Annotated in this window: 26 protein-coding genes and 1 pseudogene; 15 read left to right on the top strand and 12 right to left on the bottom strand. The window is 63.1% G+C overall.

What is annotated here, in order from left to right:
* Window positions 1-374: pseudogene (locus AS156_RS42910) on the bottom strand (hypothetical protein); the annotation flags it as partial.
* Window positions 375-1,007: 633 nt separating this feature from the next.
* Here AS156_RS42910 and AS156_RS18785 point away from each other — a divergent pair.
* Together AS156_RS18785 and AS156_RS43355 are read left to right on the top strand one after the other, a co-directional pair.
* The gene (locus tag AS156_RS18785; RefSeq protein WP_066507336.1) at window positions 1,008-1,592 is read left to right on the top strand and encodes a septal ring lytic transglycosylase RlpA family protein; all 585 of its coding nucleotides are present in this window, start codon (window positions 1,008-1,010) and stop codon (window positions 1,590-1,592) included.
* A 458-nt stretch (window positions 1,593-2,050) separates the two neighbouring features.
* Window positions 2,051-2,218, top strand: coding sequence for a hypothetical protein (locus tag AS156_RS43355; protein ID WP_201456064.1), 168 nt, complete (start codon window positions 2,051-2,053; stop codon window positions 2,216-2,218).
* Between the two features lie 23 nt (window positions 2,219-2,241).
* On the opposite strand, the gene AS156_RS18795 is transcribed toward AS156_RS43355, so the two are convergent.
* Window positions 2,242-2,970 carry a class I SAM-dependent methyltransferase gene (locus AS156_RS18795; protein WP_066507342.1) on the bottom strand — a complete coding sequence of 243 codons (729 nt, stop codon included), beginning with the start codon at window positions 2,968-2,970 and terminating at the stop codon, window positions 2,242-2,244.
* A gap of 185 nt (window positions 2,971-3,155) precedes the next feature.
* Here AS156_RS18795 and AS156_RS18800 point away from each other — a divergent pair, with 185 nt between their 5' ends.
* The 3 genes from AS156_RS18800 to AS156_RS18810 all read left to right on the top strand — a co-directional run bounded on the left by AS156_RS18800 (window position 3,156) and on the right by AS156_RS18810 (window position 5,820).
* Window positions 3,156-3,341: a hypothetical protein gene (locus tag AS156_RS18800; RefSeq protein WP_066507393.1), complete on the top strand. Its 186-nt coding sequence runs from the start codon at window positions 3,156-3,158 to the stop codon at window positions 3,339-3,341.
* A 150-nt stretch (window positions 3,342-3,491) separates the two neighbouring features.
* Entirely contained in the window at window positions 3,492-4,013 is a 522-nt protein-coding gene (locus AS156_RS18805; RefSeq protein ID WP_066507344.1) for a DUF1993 domain-containing protein, read from the top strand.
* 211 nt (window positions 4,014-4,224) lie between these two features.
* Window positions 4,225-5,820, top strand: coding sequence for a hypothetical protein (locus AS156_RS18810; RefSeq protein WP_066507346.1), 1,596 nt, complete (start codon window positions 4,225-4,227; stop codon window positions 5,818-5,820).
* A 35-nt stretch (window positions 5,821-5,855) separates the two neighbouring features.
* On the opposite strand, the gene AS156_RS18815 is transcribed toward AS156_RS18810, so the two are convergent.
* The 6 genes from AS156_RS18815 to pdxY form a co-directional block, all read right to left on the bottom strand.
* On the bottom strand, window positions 5,856-6,092 hold the full coding sequence (locus tag AS156_RS18815) for a DUF6894 family protein (RefSeq protein WP_066507396.1): 237 nt from the start codon (window positions 6,090-6,092) through the stop codon (window positions 5,856-5,858).
* Between the two features lie 403 nt (window positions 6,093-6,495).
* Window positions 6,496-6,645: a hypothetical protein gene (locus AS156_RS43360; RefSeq protein WP_201456065.1), complete on the bottom strand. Its 150-nt coding sequence runs from the start codon at window positions 6,643-6,645 to the stop codon at window positions 6,496-6,498.
* Between the two features lie 11 nt (window positions 6,646-6,656).
* Entirely contained in the window at window positions 6,657-6,887 is a 231-nt protein-coding gene (locus AS156_RS18820; protein WP_066507348.1) for a DUF6894 family protein, read from the bottom strand.
* 141 nt (window positions 6,888-7,028) lie between these two features.
* The gene (locus AS156_RS18825; protein ID WP_066507353.1) at window positions 7,029-7,373 is read right to left on the bottom strand and encodes a tRNA-binding protein; all 345 of its coding nucleotides are present in this window, start codon (window positions 7,371-7,373) and stop codon (window positions 7,029-7,031) included.
* Between the two features lie 94 nt (window positions 7,374-7,467).
* Window positions 7,468-8,094 carry a LysE family translocator gene (locus tag AS156_RS18830; RefSeq protein WP_066507356.1) on the bottom strand — a complete coding sequence of 209 codons (627 nt, stop codon included), beginning with the start codon at window positions 8,092-8,094 and terminating at the stop codon, window positions 7,468-7,470.
* Window positions 8,091-8,966 carry a pyridoxal kinase PdxY gene (gene pdxY / locus AS156_RS18835; RefSeq protein WP_066507358.1) on the bottom strand — a complete coding sequence of 292 codons (876 nt, stop codon included), beginning with the start codon at window positions 8,964-8,966 and terminating at the stop codon, window positions 8,091-8,093. Before pdxY ends, AS156_RS18830 begins: the two co-directional genes overlap by 4 nt.
* A 95-nt stretch (window positions 8,967-9,061) precedes the next feature.
* Between pdxY and AS156_RS18840 the strand changes: the two genes are divergently transcribed.
* Complete coding sequence (locus AS156_RS18840) at window positions 9,062-9,331, top strand: hypothetical protein (RefSeq protein WP_066507360.1); 270 nt, start codon at window positions 9,062-9,064, stop codon at window positions 9,329-9,331.
* A gap of 140 nt (window positions 9,332-9,471) precedes the next feature.
* On the opposite strand, the gene AS156_RS43365 is transcribed toward AS156_RS18840, so the two are convergent.
* Window positions 9,472-9,645, bottom strand: a complete 174-nt coding sequence (locus AS156_RS43365; RefSeq protein WP_201456066.1) for a hypothetical protein — start codon at window positions 9,643-9,645, stop codon at window positions 9,472-9,474.
* 258 nt (window positions 9,646-9,903) lie between these two features.
* Here AS156_RS43365 and AS156_RS18845 point away from each other — a divergent pair, with 258 nt between their 5' ends.
* From AS156_RS18845 to AS156_RS18865, 5 genes are all read left to right on the top strand, one after another.
* Window positions 9,904-10,605 carry an FMN-binding negative transcriptional regulator gene (locus AS156_RS18845; RefSeq protein ID WP_082747584.1) on the top strand — a complete coding sequence of 234 codons (702 nt, stop codon included), beginning with the start codon at window positions 9,904-9,906 and terminating at the stop codon, window positions 10,603-10,605.
* A 384-nt stretch (window positions 10,606-10,989) separates the two neighbouring features.
* Complete coding sequence (locus AS156_RS43370; RefSeq protein ID WP_201456067.1) at window positions 10,990-11,226, top strand: hypothetical protein; 237 nt, start codon at window positions 10,990-10,992, stop codon at window positions 11,224-11,226.
* Between the two features lie 613 nt (window positions 11,227-11,839).
* Window positions 11,840-12,100 carry a PepSY domain-containing protein gene (locus AS156_RS18855; RefSeq protein ID WP_066507362.1) on the top strand — a complete coding sequence of 87 codons (261 nt, stop codon included), beginning with the start codon at window positions 11,840-11,842 and terminating at the stop codon, window positions 12,098-12,100.
* A 127-nt stretch (window positions 12,101-12,227) separates the two neighbouring features.
* Window positions 12,228-12,953, top strand: coding sequence for an ROK family protein (locus AS156_RS18860; protein ID WP_066507364.1), 726 nt, complete (start codon window positions 12,228-12,230; stop codon window positions 12,951-12,953).
* A 45-nt stretch (window positions 12,954-12,998) separates the two neighbouring features.
* Complete coding sequence (locus tag AS156_RS18865; RefSeq protein ID WP_066507366.1) at window positions 12,999-13,403, top strand: hypothetical protein; 405 nt, start codon at window positions 12,999-13,001, stop codon at window positions 13,401-13,403.
* A gap of 17 nt (window positions 13,404-13,420) precedes the next feature.
* Here the strand turns inward: AS156_RS18865 and AS156_RS18870 are convergent, their stop codons facing one another.
* Window positions 13,421-14,038: a GNAT family N-acetyltransferase gene (locus AS156_RS18870; protein WP_347336632.1), complete on the bottom strand. Its 618-nt coding sequence runs from the start codon at window positions 14,036-14,038 to the stop codon at window positions 13,421-13,423.
* A gap of 35 nt (window positions 14,039-14,073) precedes the next feature.
* Here AS156_RS18870 and AS156_RS18875 point away from each other — a divergent pair, with 35 nt between their 5' ends.
* Window positions 14,074-15,357 (top strand): cystathionine gamma-synthase family protein, encoded by a 1,284-nt coding sequence (locus AS156_RS18875; protein ID WP_066507368.1) that lies wholly within the window; start codon window positions 14,074-14,076, stop codon window positions 15,355-15,357.
* Between the two features lie 27 nt (window positions 15,358-15,384).
* Window positions 15,385-15,678 carry a putative quinol monooxygenase gene (locus AS156_RS18880; RefSeq protein WP_066507370.1) on the top strand — a complete coding sequence of 98 codons (294 nt, stop codon included), beginning with the start codon at window positions 15,385-15,387 and terminating at the stop codon, window positions 15,676-15,678.
* Window positions 15,679-15,765: 87 nt separating this feature from the next.
* Here AS156_RS18880 and AS156_RS18885 read toward each other — a convergent pair whose 3' ends face one another.
* Together AS156_RS18885 and AS156_RS18890 are read right to left on the bottom strand one after the other, a co-directional pair.
* Window positions 15,766-16,116 (bottom strand): zinc ribbon domain-containing protein YjdM, encoded by a 351-nt coding sequence (locus AS156_RS18885; RefSeq protein WP_066507373.1) that lies wholly within the window; start codon window positions 16,114-16,116, stop codon window positions 15,766-15,768.
* Window positions 16,117-16,270: 154 nt separating this feature from the next.
* Window positions 16,271-17,266 (bottom strand): LLM class flavin-dependent oxidoreductase, encoded by a 996-nt coding sequence (locus AS156_RS18890; protein ID WP_066507376.1) that lies wholly within the window; start codon window positions 17,264-17,266, stop codon window positions 16,271-16,273.
* Between the two features lie 404 nt (window positions 17,267-17,670).
* Between AS156_RS18890 and AS156_RS18895 the strand changes: the two genes are divergently transcribed.
* Window positions 17,671-18,417 (top strand): transporter, encoded by a 747-nt coding sequence (locus AS156_RS18895; protein WP_066507379.1) that lies wholly within the window; start codon window positions 17,671-17,673, stop codon window positions 18,415-18,417.
* 207 nt (window positions 18,418-18,624) lie between these two features.
* Window positions 18,625-19,727: IS701 family transposase (locus AS156_RS18900; protein WP_066500704.1), on the top strand; the 1,103-nt coding region annotated here is incomplete at its 3' end.

Below are 19,727 nucleotides of genomic sequence, written 5' to 3' on the forward strand. Positions count from 1 at the left end.
TGTGGCGCAGCGGCTGGTGCCGCGGCCTGAGTCGTCGATTGATCGGCGGTAGCAGTTTGTGCTGCGGGCGCGGGGATGCTCGCCTGATCGGGAGCGGGCGCCGTCTTGCCCGGAAGCAGCGACGCTAGCATCTCGACCTGCGGGACCAACTCCGCGACCACCTGCCTGGCGCGATCGCCGTAGTGTTGCCACGCCGCGGCGCCCATCGCGCTGATGATCGCAAACACGAACCAGAAGCCGCGGATCGCCCATTTGTTGCTGGATGGCGGAACGTGGTCGAACGGGACGTGGTTCAGTCTGAGGTCACCGGTCCCGGCGGCGTGATACCCGGCTGCCTGATACCCAGCGGCTTGATACCCGGCGGCTTGATACATCGGTGTCACCGGCGGCGCCGCGGGGGCGACTGGCGGCACCGCCGTCCCGTTCGGCGTCGCAGCGGCCGGCGGCACGGATGAGGGCGCTGCGGCGCTCGGACCGAAAAGCGGCTCGCGATGCTGTGGTGATCCCGTGCCCGCGGGAGGTAGCCCTGGAGCGGCCCTGTCCGGGCGCGGTGTGAAGTCGGGTTCGATCGCGAAAATATCGTGCGGATCGGTGTCTTTCGAAAGTATGGATTGCATTTGGCGGTCCCCGTTATCAGTCCAAGGTCAAACCGCAAATGGGCGGCCGGCGAATTTACGTCCTGTGTCGACCCTTGGCCCTGTCAGCACCACTCCAGCCCCGTTTGACCAAACCAAGGCAAGAGAATGGAGAGGTTGGGGTGTTTCGGGAACCGGAACGGGGATGGCGCGCGCCCCGCATCCTCCGCGCTCTCGCGGCGGCCGGTTGTCACGGCTCTCCCGCGCAACATCGGTGCAGTTGTGTGGCGAATGAAGCACACCTTGGGGGAAATCGTGCCGCACGCGATGCATCTTGCTGCATCCCGCCTCCGTTCCGCCCCGATTGGATTCGGCTGATAGGCGGATGTTGGATTTTCGGCTTGGGCTGGGGGCGCGAGTTGGGGATACAACATGTCACGCGACGGGGCTGTTATTCCGGACGTCGACGTCAACCGCGGCGCCTGTAGCGCTGCGTCCTCGGTTTCATCTGCGCATGCGCGAAAAGCGCTCCGCTTGTTCGCCGTGGTGATCGGCGCCGCATCGCTCGCGGCCTGCGCACAATCCGCTGTCGTCAGCGAACGTTCGCAGGCGCTCGCCAGTCGGCCCGCATCGACTGAGCCGACGCGGAGCGCGGCATCTCCGGCACGCACGCATGTGGCAGTGGCGCGCAAGCACTCGCCCTATGCATCCCGCAAGAAGGCCGGGGAGACGAAGGTCGCGTCGCAGGGGGTCGCAAGCTTCTACAGCGAGACGCAGGAGACCGCGAGCGGCGAAAAGTTCGATGGGAGCGAACTGACTGCCGCGCATCCGACATTGCCGTTTGGCACCAAGCTGCGCGTCACCGACGTCAAGACCGGCCGCTCGGTGACGGTGCGGGTCAATGACCGCGGACCCTACGTGCCGGGGCGTGTCGTCGACGTGTCCTATTCGGCCGCGCAATCTCTCGGCATGATCGGCAAGGGCGTCGCGAATGTCAGGCTTGATGTCGTGCAGTGAGCGCCGCGGTCTCGGGCGGGCTCGGAATTTTTGCCCGCACGACCGGGAAAAAGTCCCGGTATCGGGCGCGCTTTAATCCTGTTGTCCTCATCTTGGGTCCCAATAGAATTATCGCCGCTACTTCCCGCGCTCCGCTTTGACAGACGCGTGGATTTCTACCCAATGAACCTCTCTCCGCCTTCGCCGTCAGCTGAAGGCGGGGTTTTTCTTTGCGCACGCGCAGATTCGAGCGCGCGCGTAAGTGCCGGTTCGCGCGCAGCGTCAACTCGTTGCCATTGAATATGCCGACCTTGATGAGAACGATGGAGCAGGCGCGACCACACGTTGCCGTGTGGCCATGCATTGCGCGTCGCCTTCACCAAATTGTCACGCTCCCGGCGAATTGCGGCCCCAGGGCGCTGCCAACAGGAGACTGGAATCGGTGCGCGTCACGAGGGGATCCTGCGTTGGCTTACAAGATGGTCGCAGAACGCGACAACGAGACGGTGAAAGTTGAACGCGAAAGCACCTGGCTCATCGTTGCCAAGGCCCGGATCTGGGCGAGCGAAGGATGGCGGGTGGTGATCACCGACAAGGACGGAAAATCCTACGCGCCCGACGAATTCGACAAGCTGCTGGCCGCGTAAGCCCGCGCTGCGCGGGTTAGTGCCTAGCGCTGCGCTGATATCAGCAACATCATCGGGCGCTCGAGTTCTTCGACAAGCTCCGGCGTTTCGGCGATCTGCTCCGGCGTTGGGCAGAACTCCTCGACATGGCGAAGCGTGAAGCCGGCGCCGATCAGCGCGTTAAGTGTCGTGCCGATCGTGCGATGATATTTCTGCACGCCCTTGACGTACCAATCGGTGCGGCGCTCGCCCTCGATGAAGTAATGGTTGACCGGCCAGGTCTTGAGCCCGGCGTCGTCCTGCACCCAGCGCGGACGGATGGCCGCCATGTAGATCGGATGTTCGATGGTGAAGACCAGATGCGCGCCCGGCGTCAGCGAGCGATGCAGCATGTGCACCAGGCGATCGAAATCCTTGATGTAGTGGAAGGCGAGGGCGCTGTAGGCGAGATCGAAGGACGCTTGCGGCAGCTTAAGCGTCTCGAGATCGGCGATCTCGTACGTGATGGCGGGATCGTGCGTCATGGCCGTCGCGCGGTCGATCATGTTCTGCGAGAGGTCGATGCCGAGCACGGCCGACGCGCCTTGCTCGCGCATCCAGCGCGATGCCCAGCCGAAGCCGCAGCCGAGGTCGACGACGCGCTTGCCGGAAACGTTCGGGAGCATGGCGCGGATCGCGGGCCATTCGGGCGCGCCGACCAGTCCGCGGACCTGTCGCGGCAACTGGCTGTAACCGGTGAAGAAGCCGGGATCGTCGTAGATGTTCTGCGCCATGGTCAGCTCACGGGAAACGAAATCATCTCTCTGTAACTGCCGGAGCTGTGCGTGGGAACCCGCGATTGCGTTGAGACTGGCTTTGAGTCTTGGAACCAGAACTCGCACTCGGCGGTTTTGATGGCAGGCTCCGGGGCGCCGACAACGTCGGTCCTGCGGCATCGGACAGTCGAGGAGAGAGCGTTATGATAGCGCAGACGCAAATCCACACCATCGCGCGGCAAATGCTTGAAAAGCACGGCCTGCAGGCGATCGCACAGGCTGCGCAGAACGCCGTGGCGTGCGAGAGCAAGGGCGAGGTCGAGGAAGCCCGGGAGTGGCGTCATGTCGAGGACGCGATGAAGATGATGCGTGGGCCGCATCAGAGCTGACGACCACCGCGCACGAATGTTGAGCAAATGATCCGGCAGGCGAGGCCCGCCGGATCATTTGCCTTGCGATACCCCACGTCTGCTTGCGTTTACTGGAAATTCCGGGAACTCTGTGACTGTAGCAGACAAAATTTCAAGGGGGAATTCGCCATGGCCTTTTCACTGTATGACGCAACCGTCGCCAATTATCTGCAGATCCTCGGCGCGGTCTCGACCTTCCTCGACAAGAGCCTTGAGCATTTCAAGGAGAAGGGCGTCGATCCCGCCGAGATCGTCGAGACGCGGCTGTTCCCGGACATGCTGCCGTTCCGCTTCCAGGTGGTCTCACTCGCCCATCATTCGCGCGGCGCCATGGAGGCGGCACGGAATGGTGTGTTCGTCCCGCCGGCGGGCAAGCCCGACCTGGATTATGCGGGGTTGCAGGCACTGGTCGCGGAAGCCCGCAGCGAGCTCGCTGCATTGACGCCGGGTGCCGTCAACGCGCTGGTCGGGCGCGACGTCGCATTCAAGCTCGGCGAGCGATCGCTGCCGTTCACTGCCGAAGGCTTTCTGATGTCGTTCTCGTTGCCGAATTTCTTTTTTCACTCGACTACCGCCTACGACATTCTCCGCCATAAGGGCGCACCGCTCGGCAAGCGTGACTTCATGGGCCGGTTGAATTTGAAAAAGTGATTGCAGGGCGCGCGGGACTGCGCATGACCGCGGATACAATCTTAAATAGAAAACCAAATCACGGTTGTGGTTCGATCCTGGCGATGTTATAAATCTCAGGTAGTGAGATTGTGGTACCTCAACTCAATTGCCATCTGCCGGCCAAGACGGTTTCGGCTGCGTCTTTTGCTGGGCGCTTGAATGTTCATGGCCGGATATATTCGGGGCTCCCATGAAGACATTGCTGTCTGCGATCGTGTTGCCACCGCTGATCGCGCTCGCGATCGTGGCGTCGCCGCTGCGACCATTCGCCCAGACCCAGCCTCCCTACGAGCCGCGCGCTGAGTTCTGCGTCGGCGGCAAGAGCAACACGCTGTGCTCGAAGCTGCCGGCCTATATCGGACCGGATTCTCGTCTGGGACAGACCGTCGGCTACAACGGCCTTTACGGCCAGCCGCCGAGGAGCGCAGCCGAGGATGTGCAGACCCCGTTCGACAACATGGCCTGGCAGATGTTCGTGGCCCTCAACTGGGCCGCCAATAGCGTCGAGAAGCCGGCCGCGGTGGGACTGACCACGCCGGGGCCGCGCGTCTGGCAGACCTACCTCAAGGTCAGTGCGCTGTTCGGCAATTCGAAGGTCAGGGCGGGCTGTACCCAGGCGCTGGCCCTGCCGACGTTCTACATCGGCTCCGACGGTCACGGTAAGCCTGCGCCGAACAACGAGGAGTATCTGCAGGCGTCGACCAACCTGCCGCTGATCGATGTCAACGGCAATTGGACGCTGTTTGAACGGCGGGTCAATACGATCGAGGCGGCTTACCTGCGCGCGCCGCAGGGGCTGTCATCGCAAACGCTGACCACGCGCGACGGTCAGCTCAACTTCATCAAGAATAATCCGAAGGGCGCTGAATTCGCGGCATCGGCCTCGGTGCCCGACGGCAAGAACGGCTCGATCGAGATCAAGGCGGCCTGGCGCATCCTCGATCCCGCGAAGGACGATGCGTCGAAATACTTCACGCAGAACATTTTGCTCGCCGTCTCCGGCGATCTCGTCAGCAACGGCCGTCCGTTCTGCCGGAGCGAGAAGGTGGGGCTGGTTGGAATGCATATCCTGCAGCGCAATCCGTTCGTCGAGACAAACAAGGCGCTCCTGGCGCAGTGGATCTGGGCGACCTTCGAGCATGTCGACAATGCGCCGCAGGCCGCGACGCCCTGCAACGTGTCGAATGGCTGCGGGAGCGCGCAGAGCCCGACATACTGGATCAACAAGCCGAGCTGTGGGCCCGCCGCCGTTGCATCGGGGGCACATTATTCATTCTACGATCCGTCGAAGTCGGGGCTGGGGACCAATATCGCGCCGCAGGGGCTGCTCGGTACGAAGACACAATTCCCGTGGAACCCGACCAGGCCCTATGCGCAGGGCTGGACCAGCAAGGCAACGGCCGTGCCGCAGGCGACGCGTTGCTGGCGGATTTATCCGACGACGACCGTGCTCAACGAGCAATGGCGGATGGCGCTCGGCTCGTTGAAGAGCGTGTTCCAGAACTACATTCTGGTCGGCACGCAATGGGGTGGCCAGCTCGAACCGCCGACGCCGCCGAATCCCGTGCCGGCCAATGCGGTGCCCGGCATGCTCTCGAACCTGACGCTCGAGACCTACATCCAGAACTACACCGGCAGCGATTCGAGCCTGCCGGGGCCGGGCTCCTGCGTGAGCTGTCATAACTTCGCGACCCTGGTCGACAACAAGACGTCGGCCAATTTCAGCTTCCTGCCCGCCTTGGTCGATCCGGTCGCCGCGCGGAGCAAGATGAAGACTGCGCAGTGAGGCCCCTGATCACTTGAGGCAAGACGCCGTCGACGTCAGCTCGCCCTGCGCCATCGCGGCACGGGGTCGAGTGGCGTGCGATAGAGCTCACGTCGGTCGACGTCGGTGACACGGACCGCGCAACCGCGCGACTTCAGCTCGGGCTTGACCTGCGCCAGCTCGCTCGCGAGCTGATCGGCGCGATCGGAGGCAACACCGAGGTCTTCGAGGATGATGGTTCCCTGATTGCGGAACTCTTCTCCCACCACGAGATCGAATGTGTAGTACGGCATGCCGAAGTTCCCCGTTTCGGTATGCATCACAGGGTAACACTGAGTCGAGTGTTCCCTAAGATGCGTTACGCACAATCGTCGAGCGATCGGCGCAAAAACGATGTGCAGCACATCACGCGCGATGACCAAATGTGCAGGCTAAGTGCGGCACGGCGATGGAGTCCGTAGTTATCCGGAGAAATGACGCGCGATGCTCGGTCGAGACATCACGTGTCAGATCGCCGGCGCGGTGTGACCCAGCTCACCGCGGGGTCGTTAAGATTTGATTAAATGAGTAGGCGCAGGCTTGCCGTAGGCGGAATCGCAGTGGAACCGGACTCCGGGAGCCGGCAACTGCAGGAGAGGGCCGGCGGCGTAACGCCCGTCGGCCTTTTCTCGTTTGGCGATGCACACAATGCACACGCTAGTCGCGCAGCGCGGCCTGCTGCCGGGCGCGGCATTTCGGGCCGGGCCCGCGCATGTAATGCAGCTCGGGGTGATAGGGATGGCAGACGCTGCCGAGCAGTGCCTGGCAGCGCGCGACGAGGACGGCGAGACGACGGGATAGCGACATCCGCGCCTCCTTCAATGCAACTGGCCGAGGACGTCGGTGAACGGCAGCTCGAACAGCTCGTCGCCGAGGTCGTCGGTGACGTGCAGCACCCAGTTGCGCCAATCCTCCGCACTGGGCGTCATGACATAGCTGCGTACCAGACGCTCGGCGTGCTCGCGCGCCTCCGAAAGGTTCATGGCAGCGCCGCTGCGATCGAGCAGCACATGTTGGTCGTCGGAGCAGTGGAAAAAGACGGCAGTCATTTTCTGATTCCCGTAGCGAGTCGACCCCCGCGCGCTGAGATAGCAGCGCGCACGCTCCGGGAGAATCCGGATGATCCCCCATCGGGAAACTACGGGGAATCCGGACGATTTGAATCATCGGGCCGTGATCAGCGCGTGATGTCAGAAGATCGGCTCGCCGATCGCGACCTCGCTGCGCGGCCCGAGCACGATCACCTGGCCGCTTGCGTCCTTCGCGCCGAGGATCAGGAGCTCCGAGGTGAAGCCCGCGATGTCCTTCGGCTCGAAATTGCAGACGCAGACGACGAGCGAGCCGACCAGCGCCGCGGGCTCGTAATTGGTGATCTGCGCGCTTGACCACATGATCCGTTCGGCCCCGACATCGACGCCGACCTTGTAGGACGGATTGCGGGCGCGCGGAAACGGCTGCACCTCGATGACTTTGCCGATGCGGATATCGAGACGGGCGAAGTCGTCGTAGCTGGCTCGTGGCTTCAGGGCAGACATCTGGTCCTCAGGGCTTGCCCGACCGGCCGCCGAAGGCATCCGCATCGAACATTGGGGATTGACGGGCTCGTAGCGCGACCATGTCCTGCGCCGCTTACCGCTCCTGGAAGGCGAGGCGGACGCCGAGCGCAATGTAGATGGTGCCGACCACGCGGCCCTGCCAGCGCCCGATGCCGCGATGCCGCCGGATCCACGGACTGATCTGTCCGGCCGCGAGTGCGAGCAGCGACGTATAGACCGCGCTCATGGCGACGAACGCCAGCCCGAGCACCGCGAACTGCGCGACCGCGGAGCCGTGCTCGGGGTGAACGAACTGCGGCAGGAAGGCGAGGAAGAACAGCGCGGTCTTCGGATTGAGCATCTCGGCCCAGATCGCCTGCAGGAACGCGCGCCGACCGTCGACCGGCTGCGACGCCGGAAGATGCAGGTCGTCGTTCTTCTCGAACAGGGCGCGGACGCCAAGCACGATCAGGTAGATCACGCCGGCATATTTCACGATCGAGAAGGCGAGTGCCGAGGTCATCAGCACCGCCGACAGGCCGAACGTCGCCATCGCAGTGTGCACGAGATCGCCGAGCGCGATGCCGAGGCCGGTCGCGACGCCGACCCGCGGCCCGCCGGTCACGGAGCGCGCCAGCACGAGCAGCACGGCAGGTCCGGGTATCAGGAACAGGCCGAGTACGACGGCGGCATAGGTGAGGAGGGTGGTGGCGTCGATCATGGAGCGTGTCCCCCGGCCTGAGCCGTCACGGCGATCGCCTCGAAGCGGCGCGCCGGGCGAAGCATCTGCGCGGCGCTCTCGACGATGCGCATTTCCTCGGTTCCCGCGAGCGCCGTCCGCTCCAGCACCGCGTAGATCGCCGATGCCGCGTGGCTCAGCGCGTCCGGCGTCGCCGAGCCGCGGACGCGCGCCGAGGTAAGCAGCGCGGCGAACAGATCGCCTGTGCCGGACGGTGCGATCGGTAGCCGCGGCGTGCGCACGCGCCAGGCGGCGCTTCGCTCGATCGCCAATGTCTCGATCTCGTTGCCAGGCGTGTCGGCGAGCTCTGCGCTGGTCACGACGATGGTTGACGGGCCGCGCGCGATCAGGGCGCGGGCTTGCGCGATCACCTCTTCGATCGTGCCGGCCTTCGCCCCGCTGAGGTATTCGAACTCGAAATGGTTGGGGGTGATGATGTCGGCCAGCGGGCAGAGGTCGTCGCGTACCAGCGGCGGGATATCGTCGCGCACGAACATGCCGCGGTCGCGATCGCCGAGCACGGGATCGCAGCAGTAGCGCAAAGCGGGGTTCTTCGCCTTGGCGTGCGCGACGAAGTCGGCGACTTCAGAGGCGATGTCGGACGAGCCGAGATAGCCGGACAGGATCATCTGGGCACCTTCGAGCGCGCCGCGCTCCTCGATGCCGCGCAGGAGATCGGCGACCATCTGCACGTCGAGCACGCGGCCGCGGATGGTCGCGTAGCCCGGCCGGTTGCTGAGCAGCGTGGTCGGCACTGCGATCACGTCGATGCCGTGCAGCTGAATCGGGAAGGCGGCGGCGCTGTTGCCAACGTGGCCCCACGCAACCTGGGACTGAATCGAGATGACGGTCATGTGGCCATCACATGATTGTGCGATGCGATATTTGACTATTGCGATGCAGCAAAACGTGACTAGCTCCGTATTTCGATTCTATGAGGAGAACTGCCGTGAAGAAAATCTCTCTGTCCGCCGCATTGGCCGCCACGCTCGCGATGACGGCTGTCAGCGCCGCTGTTGCGGCGGAGTTGCCGACCTATCAGAAAGCGGGCCTGCCGATCTCGACCGTCCAGGCTCAGGTGCTGGGGGCTGCTGGTGTCGAGGAACAGCCGCGCGTCGCAAATTCGCTGACGCCGCATCAGGTCGCTGTTCTGACGCAGCGACACCAGACGAAAGCCGCGGCTGCCGGAAGCGAAACCGTCGGTCGCGCGGTCCGCTGAGCGGCATCGCAATCGCGGCCCGAGCGTCGCGTGCGGCAACAGCCGTGCGCAAATCACGCCTGGGACCGCCGATGCATGTCTCGCCCCAGCTTGCAAGAAGCCTGCGACGTCGTCGCGGGCTTTTTGTTTTGCACGCCGATTCACTTGAACAGCGCCGCGTAGATGACGTAAAGCCAGCCCAATATGCCGTGGATAATGGCCCACAGGATTGAGTGGTTGCTGGTGTAGGAGATTGCGATCGCCAGCGCCGAGCCGAAACTCACGCCGTATTTGGCGCCCTCGACGCGAACGCCGTAATACCGGTTGCCGTTCATGCTGGCATTCCTGTGTTGGGATGGCGACAGCGTAACCCGACATATCTCAAGACGCGAGTCCGCATTCTCGCGACATCTTGTGCCCGAGCTTCGTCGCAATTTCGCCAGCCCTCGATCAAAGAGGGCGCAGGGAAAGCCGGGTGCCGCGGCGTGGCCGGCTACTCTGCCCCACGGCTTCGGCGCGAGCGGTGACCCGCCATCGGGAATAGGCTAGCCTTGCGGACGCCGACCACACGCCAGCCGTCCGAGCGTCACGCCATGCATATCCTGCGTTCCCAATTCCGCATCGAGGAGCAGCGCGCGCTTGCGTTTGCCGCCGCGCGCGGCTTCGGCGTCATCGTCGCCGCTGACGAGCGCGGGCCGCGTGGCTCGCATGTTCCGTTCGTGATCGAGCCGCGCGACGATGGCGTGATCGTTCAGATTCATCTCACGGCGAAGAACCCGCTGGTCGAACTCGCCGACGGCGTCAGGCGCTTCCTCCTGATCGTCGCGGGTGACGATGCCTACGTCTCCAACGACTGGTACGCCTCGCGCGACAACGTCTCGACCTGGCTCTACGAGGCGGTGCATCTTTCGGGCGTTGCGCATCTGCGCGATCACGGTGAGAACCGTGGCCACGGCGACGCGCTGCTTGCAGTCTCCGAGGCGCGGTTGCCGAAACCGCCCTGGGACCTCGCACAGATGGAACCGGGCAAGCGCGAGACGATGCTGTCGAGCATCAGGGTGATCGATATCATCGTCGATCACATCGAGGGGCAGTCGAAGCTCAATCAGCACAAGAGCGATGCCGACCACGTTGCGGTCGCCGATCAGTTGGCACGCACGAAGGAGAGCGGAAGCCGGCGGCTCGCAGGCAAGATGCGAGCGCTGCGACCCGCGCTCGAATATGGAGAACGTGCAGAGCAGATGGTGTCTGCGACGACAGACGCGGAGAGCGGAGGGCGGGTTAGCGAAGCGTAACCCGCCAACGTCGTGCTGCGGGGAGACGGCGGATTACGCTCGCGCTAACCCGCCATACAAAGCGCGCCTGCATCGAATATTGAGGGCCTGTTAAGAATTTCTGCGCGCTGATTTTCTCGATTCCGATTCGTTCTTTGTGAACAAAATGGAGTCGGATGGTGAACATGTTGCGGCGCGCGTTGTATGTCGCCCGCGCGGAGAGCGCTGGTACTCATCAGCGCTCTCGCGCCCGGGCTTCTGCCATTTGCATGGACGCGTGCGATCACGCCGGAGCGGATGCGCCCGTTCACGCAATGCGTCATCCGCGACACGGCGCGGCGGTCATCGTCAGAGAGCTTCTTTCTGATCGACGGTGCCCATCAAGGTACGGTGCCGGACCAGGTGATGAAGCAGGAACTGATCCTTCATCGTCTCGCCTGGGGCCATCTGCCAGCGTGGCTGATCGAGGATGAACTGCTGGACGGCAGACTGATCAGCATCGCCGGACCGAATTTTCCGGGGCGCGAGGAAAATCTGGCGGCAGTCGGCCATCGCCGGCATTCGCGCGGACCGGTCGCGGAATCACTTTGGCTTCACCTCCAAGACTGGCGGGTGACCCGGGGCGCAGGGCGGGTTGGCTAACGGGTCCGCACAAAGCGCGGCCGATGACAGGCTCGCCGTAACTCGCCGCAATCATGTCGCGGAGAGATGGCGGATTTCGCTTGCGCCAATCCGCATCCAGACTCGATCAGCATCGCGAACGTGTTGTTAAGAATCGTTTCGCGCTGTTTTGTGTGATTCCGATTCGTTCCTCGCGAACGAAATGGAGTCGAACAGAGAACGCGACTGCGGTGCCGCCTGTCGCTTTGTTTGAGAAGCAACCGCGAGTAACGCGCCTGAGATGCCGGGCGATGGTCCGCGCCGAGAGCAATTATCCCATCTCGGCACAACATCAGTTGCACGGATGCGGTCAATGCATACGTCTTGTTAATGCTCGCTCGGCGCTGATTTTTTTGATTCCGATTCGTTCCTTGCGAACAAACTGGAGTCGGATGCAGAACGGTGCTGCGGGGGGTGTGCTGCGTTTCGCTACTTCACTTGGTGCGCGGATTGATGGCCAAAGTGAAACTGGAACCGCCACCAAATTGCCGCAACTGCCGAAGTTTCAGGCTCGTTCGTCATCCTCCGGTCGGAACTGATCGGGTCTGCCGCCCGTTTTATGCAACACAACATCCCGTTCCATGAGGAGTGAGCTATGCGAAACATCATTATTCCCATCGTCGCAGCCCTGGCGCTGGGTGCAGCGACGCCGGCGATGGCCTACGACTCCGGTGACCAGCTGTCGATGCAAGCCGCACTCGACGTCGCGACCGGTCTCGGTGTCGTGACGGTGTCCAACACCGAGTTCCTCGGTGACGAGTGGGAGATCGAAGGCCGAGATTTTCGCGGCCGCTGGATGCAGGTCGATGTCGACTCGCGAACTGGCGAGGTGCGCAACGTAGACCGTAGCTGGTAATCGGGATCGGCGCCTTCACGGCGCCGACTGACGTCATCCGGATTAGACGGAACGTCGACGCCTTATTTTGCGGCGGCTTGAGGGGGCGCATCGCTGGTGCGCTCCCTATCGCAGCGTTAGTTTGTTCATGGTGCAGAAAGCAAAATCGCGCCGCAGGGTTCTTGCGATCGATGTCGGCGGATCGCACGTCAAGGTCATGACCGACAAGAAGCGCGTCAAGCGCGAGTTCAAGTCGGATCCCGATCTGTCGGCCAAGGCAATGGTGCGTCAGGTCAAGGCGCTGACGAACGACTGGTCCTACGACGTCATCTCGATCGGATATCCCGGGCCCGTCGTTCACAACAGACCGCTGGCGGAGCCGCACAATCTCGGCCGCGGATGGGCGGGCTTCGACTTTCACAAGGCGTTCGGTCGCCCGACTAAAGTCGTCAATGATGCGCTGATGCAGGCGATCGGCAGTTATCGCGGCGGCCGCATGCTGTTTCTTGGGCTCGGCACCGGCCTCGGCTCTGCGATGATCGTCGACGGCGCTCTGGCGCCGATGGAGATCGCTCATCTGCCGTATCGCAATGGCAAGACCTTCGAGGACTATATCGGTGCCGCGGGCCTGAAGCGTCGCGGCAAGAAGAGATGGCGGAAGTCCGTCGACGACGTGCTGGAGCGACTGTTTGCCGCGCTGCAGCCCGACTATGTCGTGCTCGGCGGTGGCAATGCCGACAAGATCGGCAAACCGCCGCGAAAAGTGCGGTTCGGCCACAACGCCAACGCGTTCGAAGGTGGGTTCCGGCTGTGGGGCAAGGGTGGAACCAAATCCGGAACCAGGCGCGGCAAGGCAGAATTAACGACGTATTAGGGCTGACGTACCCATCATGAGACTGACGTGGTGGCGGAACGAGTCATGCTCAAAGATGGTACCTATGCTGCGTGGTTCACGACGCCCTTAAGTCAGGGCACGGGAATCGCGCATGTCGCGGACGGGAAGGTCTGGGGACGCGACAATATCATGACCTATAGCGGCACCTGCGAGGTCGATGGTGACAGGTTCGTCGCCGTCGTCACGACCAAGCGGCACAGCGACGCACACCAAACCGTATTCGGCGCGGACCATCGCACCCTTCGGCTGGAGGGAATTTGTGTCGGCAATCTCGGCAAGTATGTCGCAACCGCCGACGAAGTGCCGGGCATGATCCTCGAGGGAACGCTCATTCGCAGTGAGCAGGTGCGGGTCGCGCCGGCGCCAAGCGGGCCGCTGCCGCCGTTCAACCTCGACAAGCTCCCGAAATTGCCGAAGCGCTTGCGCTAGCGCGTGATGATGTCGGGTCAGTCTTTTTGCGTCATGCGATAGAGCGCCTGCCGCCGGAGCGGATCGGCTTCCGCAAGGCGCGGATGATCGAAATCGTCGGCCTCGCTGTGTGACATTCCCAATCGCGCCATGACGCGATGCGATCGCGCGTGGTGGATGCCGGCATGAGCGACGATTTCGGGAAGGCCAAGCTCCCGGAAGCCGAACGCGAGTGCCGTGCGGCCGGCCTCGGTGGCGAAGCCCTGTCCCCAGAAACTGCGCGCGAGACGCCAGCCGACTTCGACGGCGGGCGTGAAATGGGCTTGGAAATTGATCACCAGCAGCCCGGTTGCGCCGACAAAGGGGCCCGACGACCGCAATTCCATGGCCCACATGCAGAAGCCGTGGGAGGCTTGATGCTCCATTTGATAGTCGATCCAGGCGTCGCTGGATTGTCGTGTCGCGGGCGCAGGTATTGCATGACGGCGGGGTCGGCGCACATCTCGGCAAAGCGCACCTTGTCGGACTCCTGCCATGCGCGCAGCATGAGCCGGTGCGAGAACAGTCTCATGTGATCGACCTCGCGACTGCGGCTTCGAGCGTATCCCGCGCGCCCGGACCGGGCTAGTGTCGCTGTAGAAGATTCCGGGATGCATCCCTCGATGCTTCCCTCAGGACAAGGAGACAGGCCGTGGTGAAACCGTTTCCGTCGAAAACCCATATCGGCAATCACGTACTGCATCCGGAAACCCAGATGCTGAACTATGGCTACGACCCGCAACTGTCGGAGGGCGCCGTCAAGCCGCCGGTATTCCTGACCTCAACCTTCGTGTTCAGGACTGCCGAGGACGGCAAAGACTTCTTCGACTTCGTTGCTGGCCGGCGCGAGCCGCCGGAAGGGATGGGGGCGGGGCTGGTCTATTCGCGCTTCAATCATCCCAACAGCGAGATCGTCGAGGACCGGCTCGCGATCTATGAGCGCACCGAGAGCTGCGCGCTGTTTTCGTCAGGCATGTCGGCGATTGCGACGACGGTACTCGCCTTCGCGCGGCCCGGTGACGTGATCCTGCATTCGCAACCGCTCTATGGCGGCACGGAGACGCTGTTCGCCAGGACGCTCGCGGGCTTCTCGATTCAAGCCGTGGGCTTTGCCGACGGCATCGACGAAGGCGGCGTCCGCGCGGCCGCGGAGGAGGCGATGCGCAAGGGCCGCGTCGCGATGATCTTCATCGAGACGCCGGCCAATCCAACCAACGGCCTGGTCGACGTCGCGCTGGTCAGGCGCGTTGCCGACGCGATCGGCAAGGCGCAGGGACACACGCCGATCATCGCCTGCGACAACACGCTGCTCGGACCGGTGTTCCAGCGCCCGATCGAGCACGGCGCCGACCTGTCGCTTTATTCGCTGACAAAGTATGTCGGCGGCCATTCCGACCTGATCGCGGGGGCCGCGCTTGGTTCGAAGGCTCTGATGAAGGACGTCAAGGCGCTGCGTGGCGCGATCGGCACCCAGCTCGATCCGCATTCTTGCTGGATGATCAGCCGTTCGCTGGAAACGCTCAGCCTGCGCATGGAGAAGGCGGACCGCAACGCGGCGATCGTGGCCGACTATCTGCGCGACCATCCCAAGGTCGCGACGGTGCACTATCTCGGCCACCACGATCCGGGATCGCCTGCGGGGCGCGTGTTCGCCAACCAGTGCAGCGGCGCCGGCTCGACCTTCTCCTTCGACATCGTCGGCGGTCAGGAAGCAGCGGAAAAATTCCTCAACAGCCTGCAGATCTTCAAGCTCGCGGTCAGCCTCGGCGGCACCGAGTCGCTGGCGAGCCTGCCGGCGACAATGACGCATTCCGGTGTGCCTGCGGATATCCGCAAGAAGATCGGAGTTCTCGACTCCACGATCCGGTTGTCGATCGGGATCGAGCATCCGTCCGATCTGGTGGCCGACATCGCGCAGGCGTTGAGCGTGGTGTGAGCAATAGCGCAGGGCAGGAGCAGCAGCATGTTGACGATATCAGCGATCATCAGGGTCAAGAGGGGACACGAGGCCGCCATGCGTCAGGCGCTGGTGGAGGTCGCCGATCATGTGCGGGCCAATGAGCCCTCCACCGCCGGCTACTACGTGTCTCAGGACGTCTCCGATCCCTGTGTGTTTGCTACGTATGAACGATATCTGGATCAGGCAGCCATGGACCGACACAACGATTCGCAGGCCGTGGCGCGCTTCTTTGACATTGCGAAGCCGATCCTCGATGGCGAGGTGATATTGGTCTCGGCGAATGAAGTTTCTAGGTAGCGAGTCGGGCGGGTTAGCGAAGCGCAACCGGTCGAGCGCTGCCGGGAAGGGCGGATTACGCCTTCTGGCTAATCCGCCCTACGTTTGCTAAGCCTTCTTCACGAACTCCGACTTCAGATTCATCGCGCCGATGCCGTCGATCTTGCAGGCGATGTTGTGTCCATCGCTCCCCTCCGTGAGGCGGATGTTCCTGACCTTGGTGCCGCCCTTGACGACTGATGACGAGCCCTTGACCTTGAGATCCTTGATCACGATGACACTGTCGCCGTCGGTCAGCGGGTTGCCGTGCGCATCTCGCACGCCCGCCTCCTGCGAGGTCTCGGCGGCGGTGGCGGCCTCGGCGCTCCATTCGTGGGCGCATTCCGGGCAAACCCAGAGAGCGCCATCCTGATAGGCATGCTCGGAATTGCATTTCGGGCAGTTCGTTGAAGCGTCCATTGGTCGATATAGCCTACGTTGTGACGGGCGCACCGTAAGGTTGCCCGCAGGCAAAGCAAGGGAAAATCGGCTGTGCAAATTGGGCGGGTTAGCGCAAGCGTAACCCGCCGACCGGTTGCGCGGAATGGCGGATTATGCTGTTGGCTGAACCGCCCTACCTTTGCGGCGCGATCCCGCCGGCTTTGGCGATCAGCTCGAAGGACCGCAGCCGCTTGGCGTGATCGTAGACGTCGGACACGATCATCAGCTCGTCGGCGCCGGTCTCGGCAACGAGCGCGTCGATGCCGGCACGCACTGTCTCCGGCGAACCGACGATGGAGCGGGCGAGCATCCGCATCGCCTGGACTTTTTCCGACGGCGACCAGTAGGTCTCGATGTCGTCGATCGGCGGCTGGCTGAGGCCGCGCGCGCCGCGGAAGATGTTCGTGAACGACATCTGCTGCGTGGTCGCCAGGCGGCGCGCTTCGTCGTCGGTCTCGGCGGCGATGATGTTGACGCCGACCATCGTGGTGGGGCGGTCGAGCTGCTCCGACGGCTTGAAGCGGGCGCGGTAGATCTGCAGCGCCTGGATCAGGAGCTCGGGCGCGAAATGCGAAGCGAAGGCGTAGGGAAGCCCGAGCTCGCCGGCCAGCATCGCGCCGAAATTGCTCGATCCGAGAATCCACAGCGGCACGTCGGTGCCTGCGGCAGGCACGGCCTGGATGCGCTGATTGGGGCCGGCTGCGGCGAGAAAGGCCTGCACCTCGAGCACGTCCTGCGGGAAACTCTCGGCGGCTTCGGGCGTGCGGCGCAGGGCGCGCAGCGTGAGCTGATCCGTTCCGGGCGCGCGGCCGAGCCCAAGGTCGATGCGATCGGGAAACAGCCGCGCCAGCGTGCCGAACTGCTCGGCAATTACGTAAGGAGCGTGGTTGGGCAACATGATGCCGCCGGCGCCGACGCGGATGGTCTTCGTTCCCGCCGCGATATGACCGATCACGACCGACGTGGCGGCGCTCGCGATGCCCGCCATGTTGTGATGCTCCGCCACCCAGATACGGCGATAGCCCCAGGCCTCGGCATGGACGGCGACATCGCGCGCGTTATAGAGCGCGCCCCGCGCATCGGTATCCTGGGTGACGCGGACGAGATCAAGGATGGACAGTGCCGCCACGGGAGCTCCCCAACAGGAAGAGGTGCATGAAAGACGCAGTGGTCGTCGGCTGCGTCCAGGTGAGTGCGAAGCGGCAGGTGTCAGCCGGTTCGTATGTGCCATATGGATACTGGGCCCATGTGGGTCAATCTGCCGAAATCGAACTGGCGATCCGCAGGTTGCGGGATCCCGATGCAAACGCATTGTTAAGATTGGCTGAGCGCCGATTTGCGCGATTCCGATTCGTTCCTTGCGAACAAAATGGAGGCAGACAAAGAACATTTTGGCTCGCGACCAGGCCTTTGACGGATCCGCCACGCGCCAATCGGCCCAGCTCTGGCCATCATGGTCTGCTCTCATCGCAGATGCACCTGATGCCAGTCGGTGCAGGTTGAGTGCTTTCAGACGACTTGAATGGGTGGCGGATGCCCGAACGTCGTGCGAGGTGGTCGATCGCGGCGGGAGTCCTTGTCGCGTTGCTTGCGGGGCCTGCCATCGCGGGCCCGCCATTCGTGTCTGACGATCCCGAACCGACCGATACCGGCCATTTCGAGATTTACACGTTCAACAACGGCACCAACACGAGTTCTGGAACGGCGGGCGAATCCGGAATCGACTTCAATTACGGAGCCGCTCGCGATCTGCAACTGACGGCGACTTTGCCGGCAGGGTACAGCGATATGGCCGGAGGCGGGACGCGCGTCGGGCTCGGCAATATCGAGCTCGCGGCCAAGTATCGCTTCCTGCATCAGGATGACTTTGGCGTCGACGTCGCGATCTTCCCGCGCATATTCCTGCCGAGCGGCTCCGGCACGATCGGAGACAATCACGTCTCGTTGCTGTTGCCGATCTGGATCCAGAAGGACTTCGGCAAGCAGTGGTCCACCTTCGGTGGCGGCGGCTGCACCTTCAACGCGATTCCGGCAGCGAACTTTTGCCAAATGGGGGCGGTGGTGACCTATCAGGTCCTCCCCAAGCTGCAGATCGGAGGCGAGCTGTTCCACCAGACCGCCGATTCCCGAGGGACGCCCGCGTCAACAAGCGTCGGCATCGGCTGGCGCTACGACGTCAACGACAACTACCATCTGCTCGGATATGTCAGGCGCGGCATCGAGAACGCGGACGAGACCAACAGATATTCCTGGTATGCGTCGGTGCTCTTCACGTTCTGAGCGAGCCGTTCAACCCCAGGACGACCGCAGCAGGCTGGCTGCGGCGCCTCGCTCAATGAGGCGTGTCGGTGGGGGAAACATTCAACGGCGCACCGCCGGTCGAAACGGGGCCTGACGGGCCCGCTGGCTTCGGGGCCCTAACCGGTGGCCTTCTCGGCCTAGCATTACAGTTGTGTTTTCTGAGAGTTTGTGAATCCATGGGCAACCATGATTCGAAGATTGTGGGCGCAGGCAGCGTCAGTTGAAGAGACGCTTGCGTTGTGGGCTGCGTCGCTTCGGGAGGTTAAGAAGCGGATACGTCCGCTGTTCGGGCAAGAACGTGTTGCGAGGAACGCGGGCCTGTTTCTGGAAGGTCTGCTCGGTGATGAGCAACGCAAGACCGGTTGGATGCGCGCGGAGGCCGCTGGCGATCCTGGTCCTTGGCGGCAACAGGCGATCTTGGGTCGCAGCGATTGGGATGCCGATGCCTTGCGCGATATTGTCCGCGACTATGTGATGGAGCATTTGGCAGACGACGATGCGGTCCTCGTCATCGACGAGACCGGCTTTCTCAAACAGGGGAAGGCGTCGTGCGGCGTGGCGCGGCAATACACCGGTTCGGCAGGCAAGATTACGAACTGCCAGATCGGCGTGTTCGCTACCTACGTTTCGCGTCATGGCCATGCGTTCATCGATCGCGCATTATATCTTCCGAAGGAATGGACCGACGATCCAGATCGCCTGGAAGCCACATACGTGCCTGCCGACGTCGGTTTTGCGACCAAGCCAAAGCTTGCGACGAGAATGATCGCACGGGCGATAGCGGCGTCTGTCCCATTCAACTGGGTTGCCGGCGATACCGTTTACGGTGTTGGCGACCTCGAACAGCAATTGCGTCGGGCCGGCAAGGGCTACGTGCTTGGGGTCAACAGCGCTCATGTATTCCGATCCTGGGGCAAGCGACCGCCGGTCGCCGGGACGGCTGCGGAACTCGCCCGGACGCGACGCCCATCCGACTGGAAGCGCCTGTCGGCCGGTGCCGGAACCAAAGGACCGCGGCTGCACGATTGGTGTTATCTCGAACTAGCCGATCTCGATGCCGAAGAATTCAACAGCGTCGATCAAGGTCTTTGGACACGCGGTCTGCTGATCCGGCGTCGTATCGCTGATGATGACCTCGCCTTCTTCTCGACCTGGTGCCCGGCAGGAACATCAATTGAAACGCTGGTCGCGGTCGAAGGCCATCGATGGGCGATCGAAGACAGCTTTGAAACTGCGAAAAACGAATTCGGGCTCGATCACAACGAGAGCAGATCCTGGCATGGCTGGCA

Source organism: Bradyrhizobium macuxiense (assembly GCF_001542415.1).
Classification (GTDB): domain Bacteria; phylum Pseudomonadota; class Alphaproteobacteria; order Rhizobiales; family Xanthobacteraceae; genus Bradyrhizobium; species Bradyrhizobium macuxiense.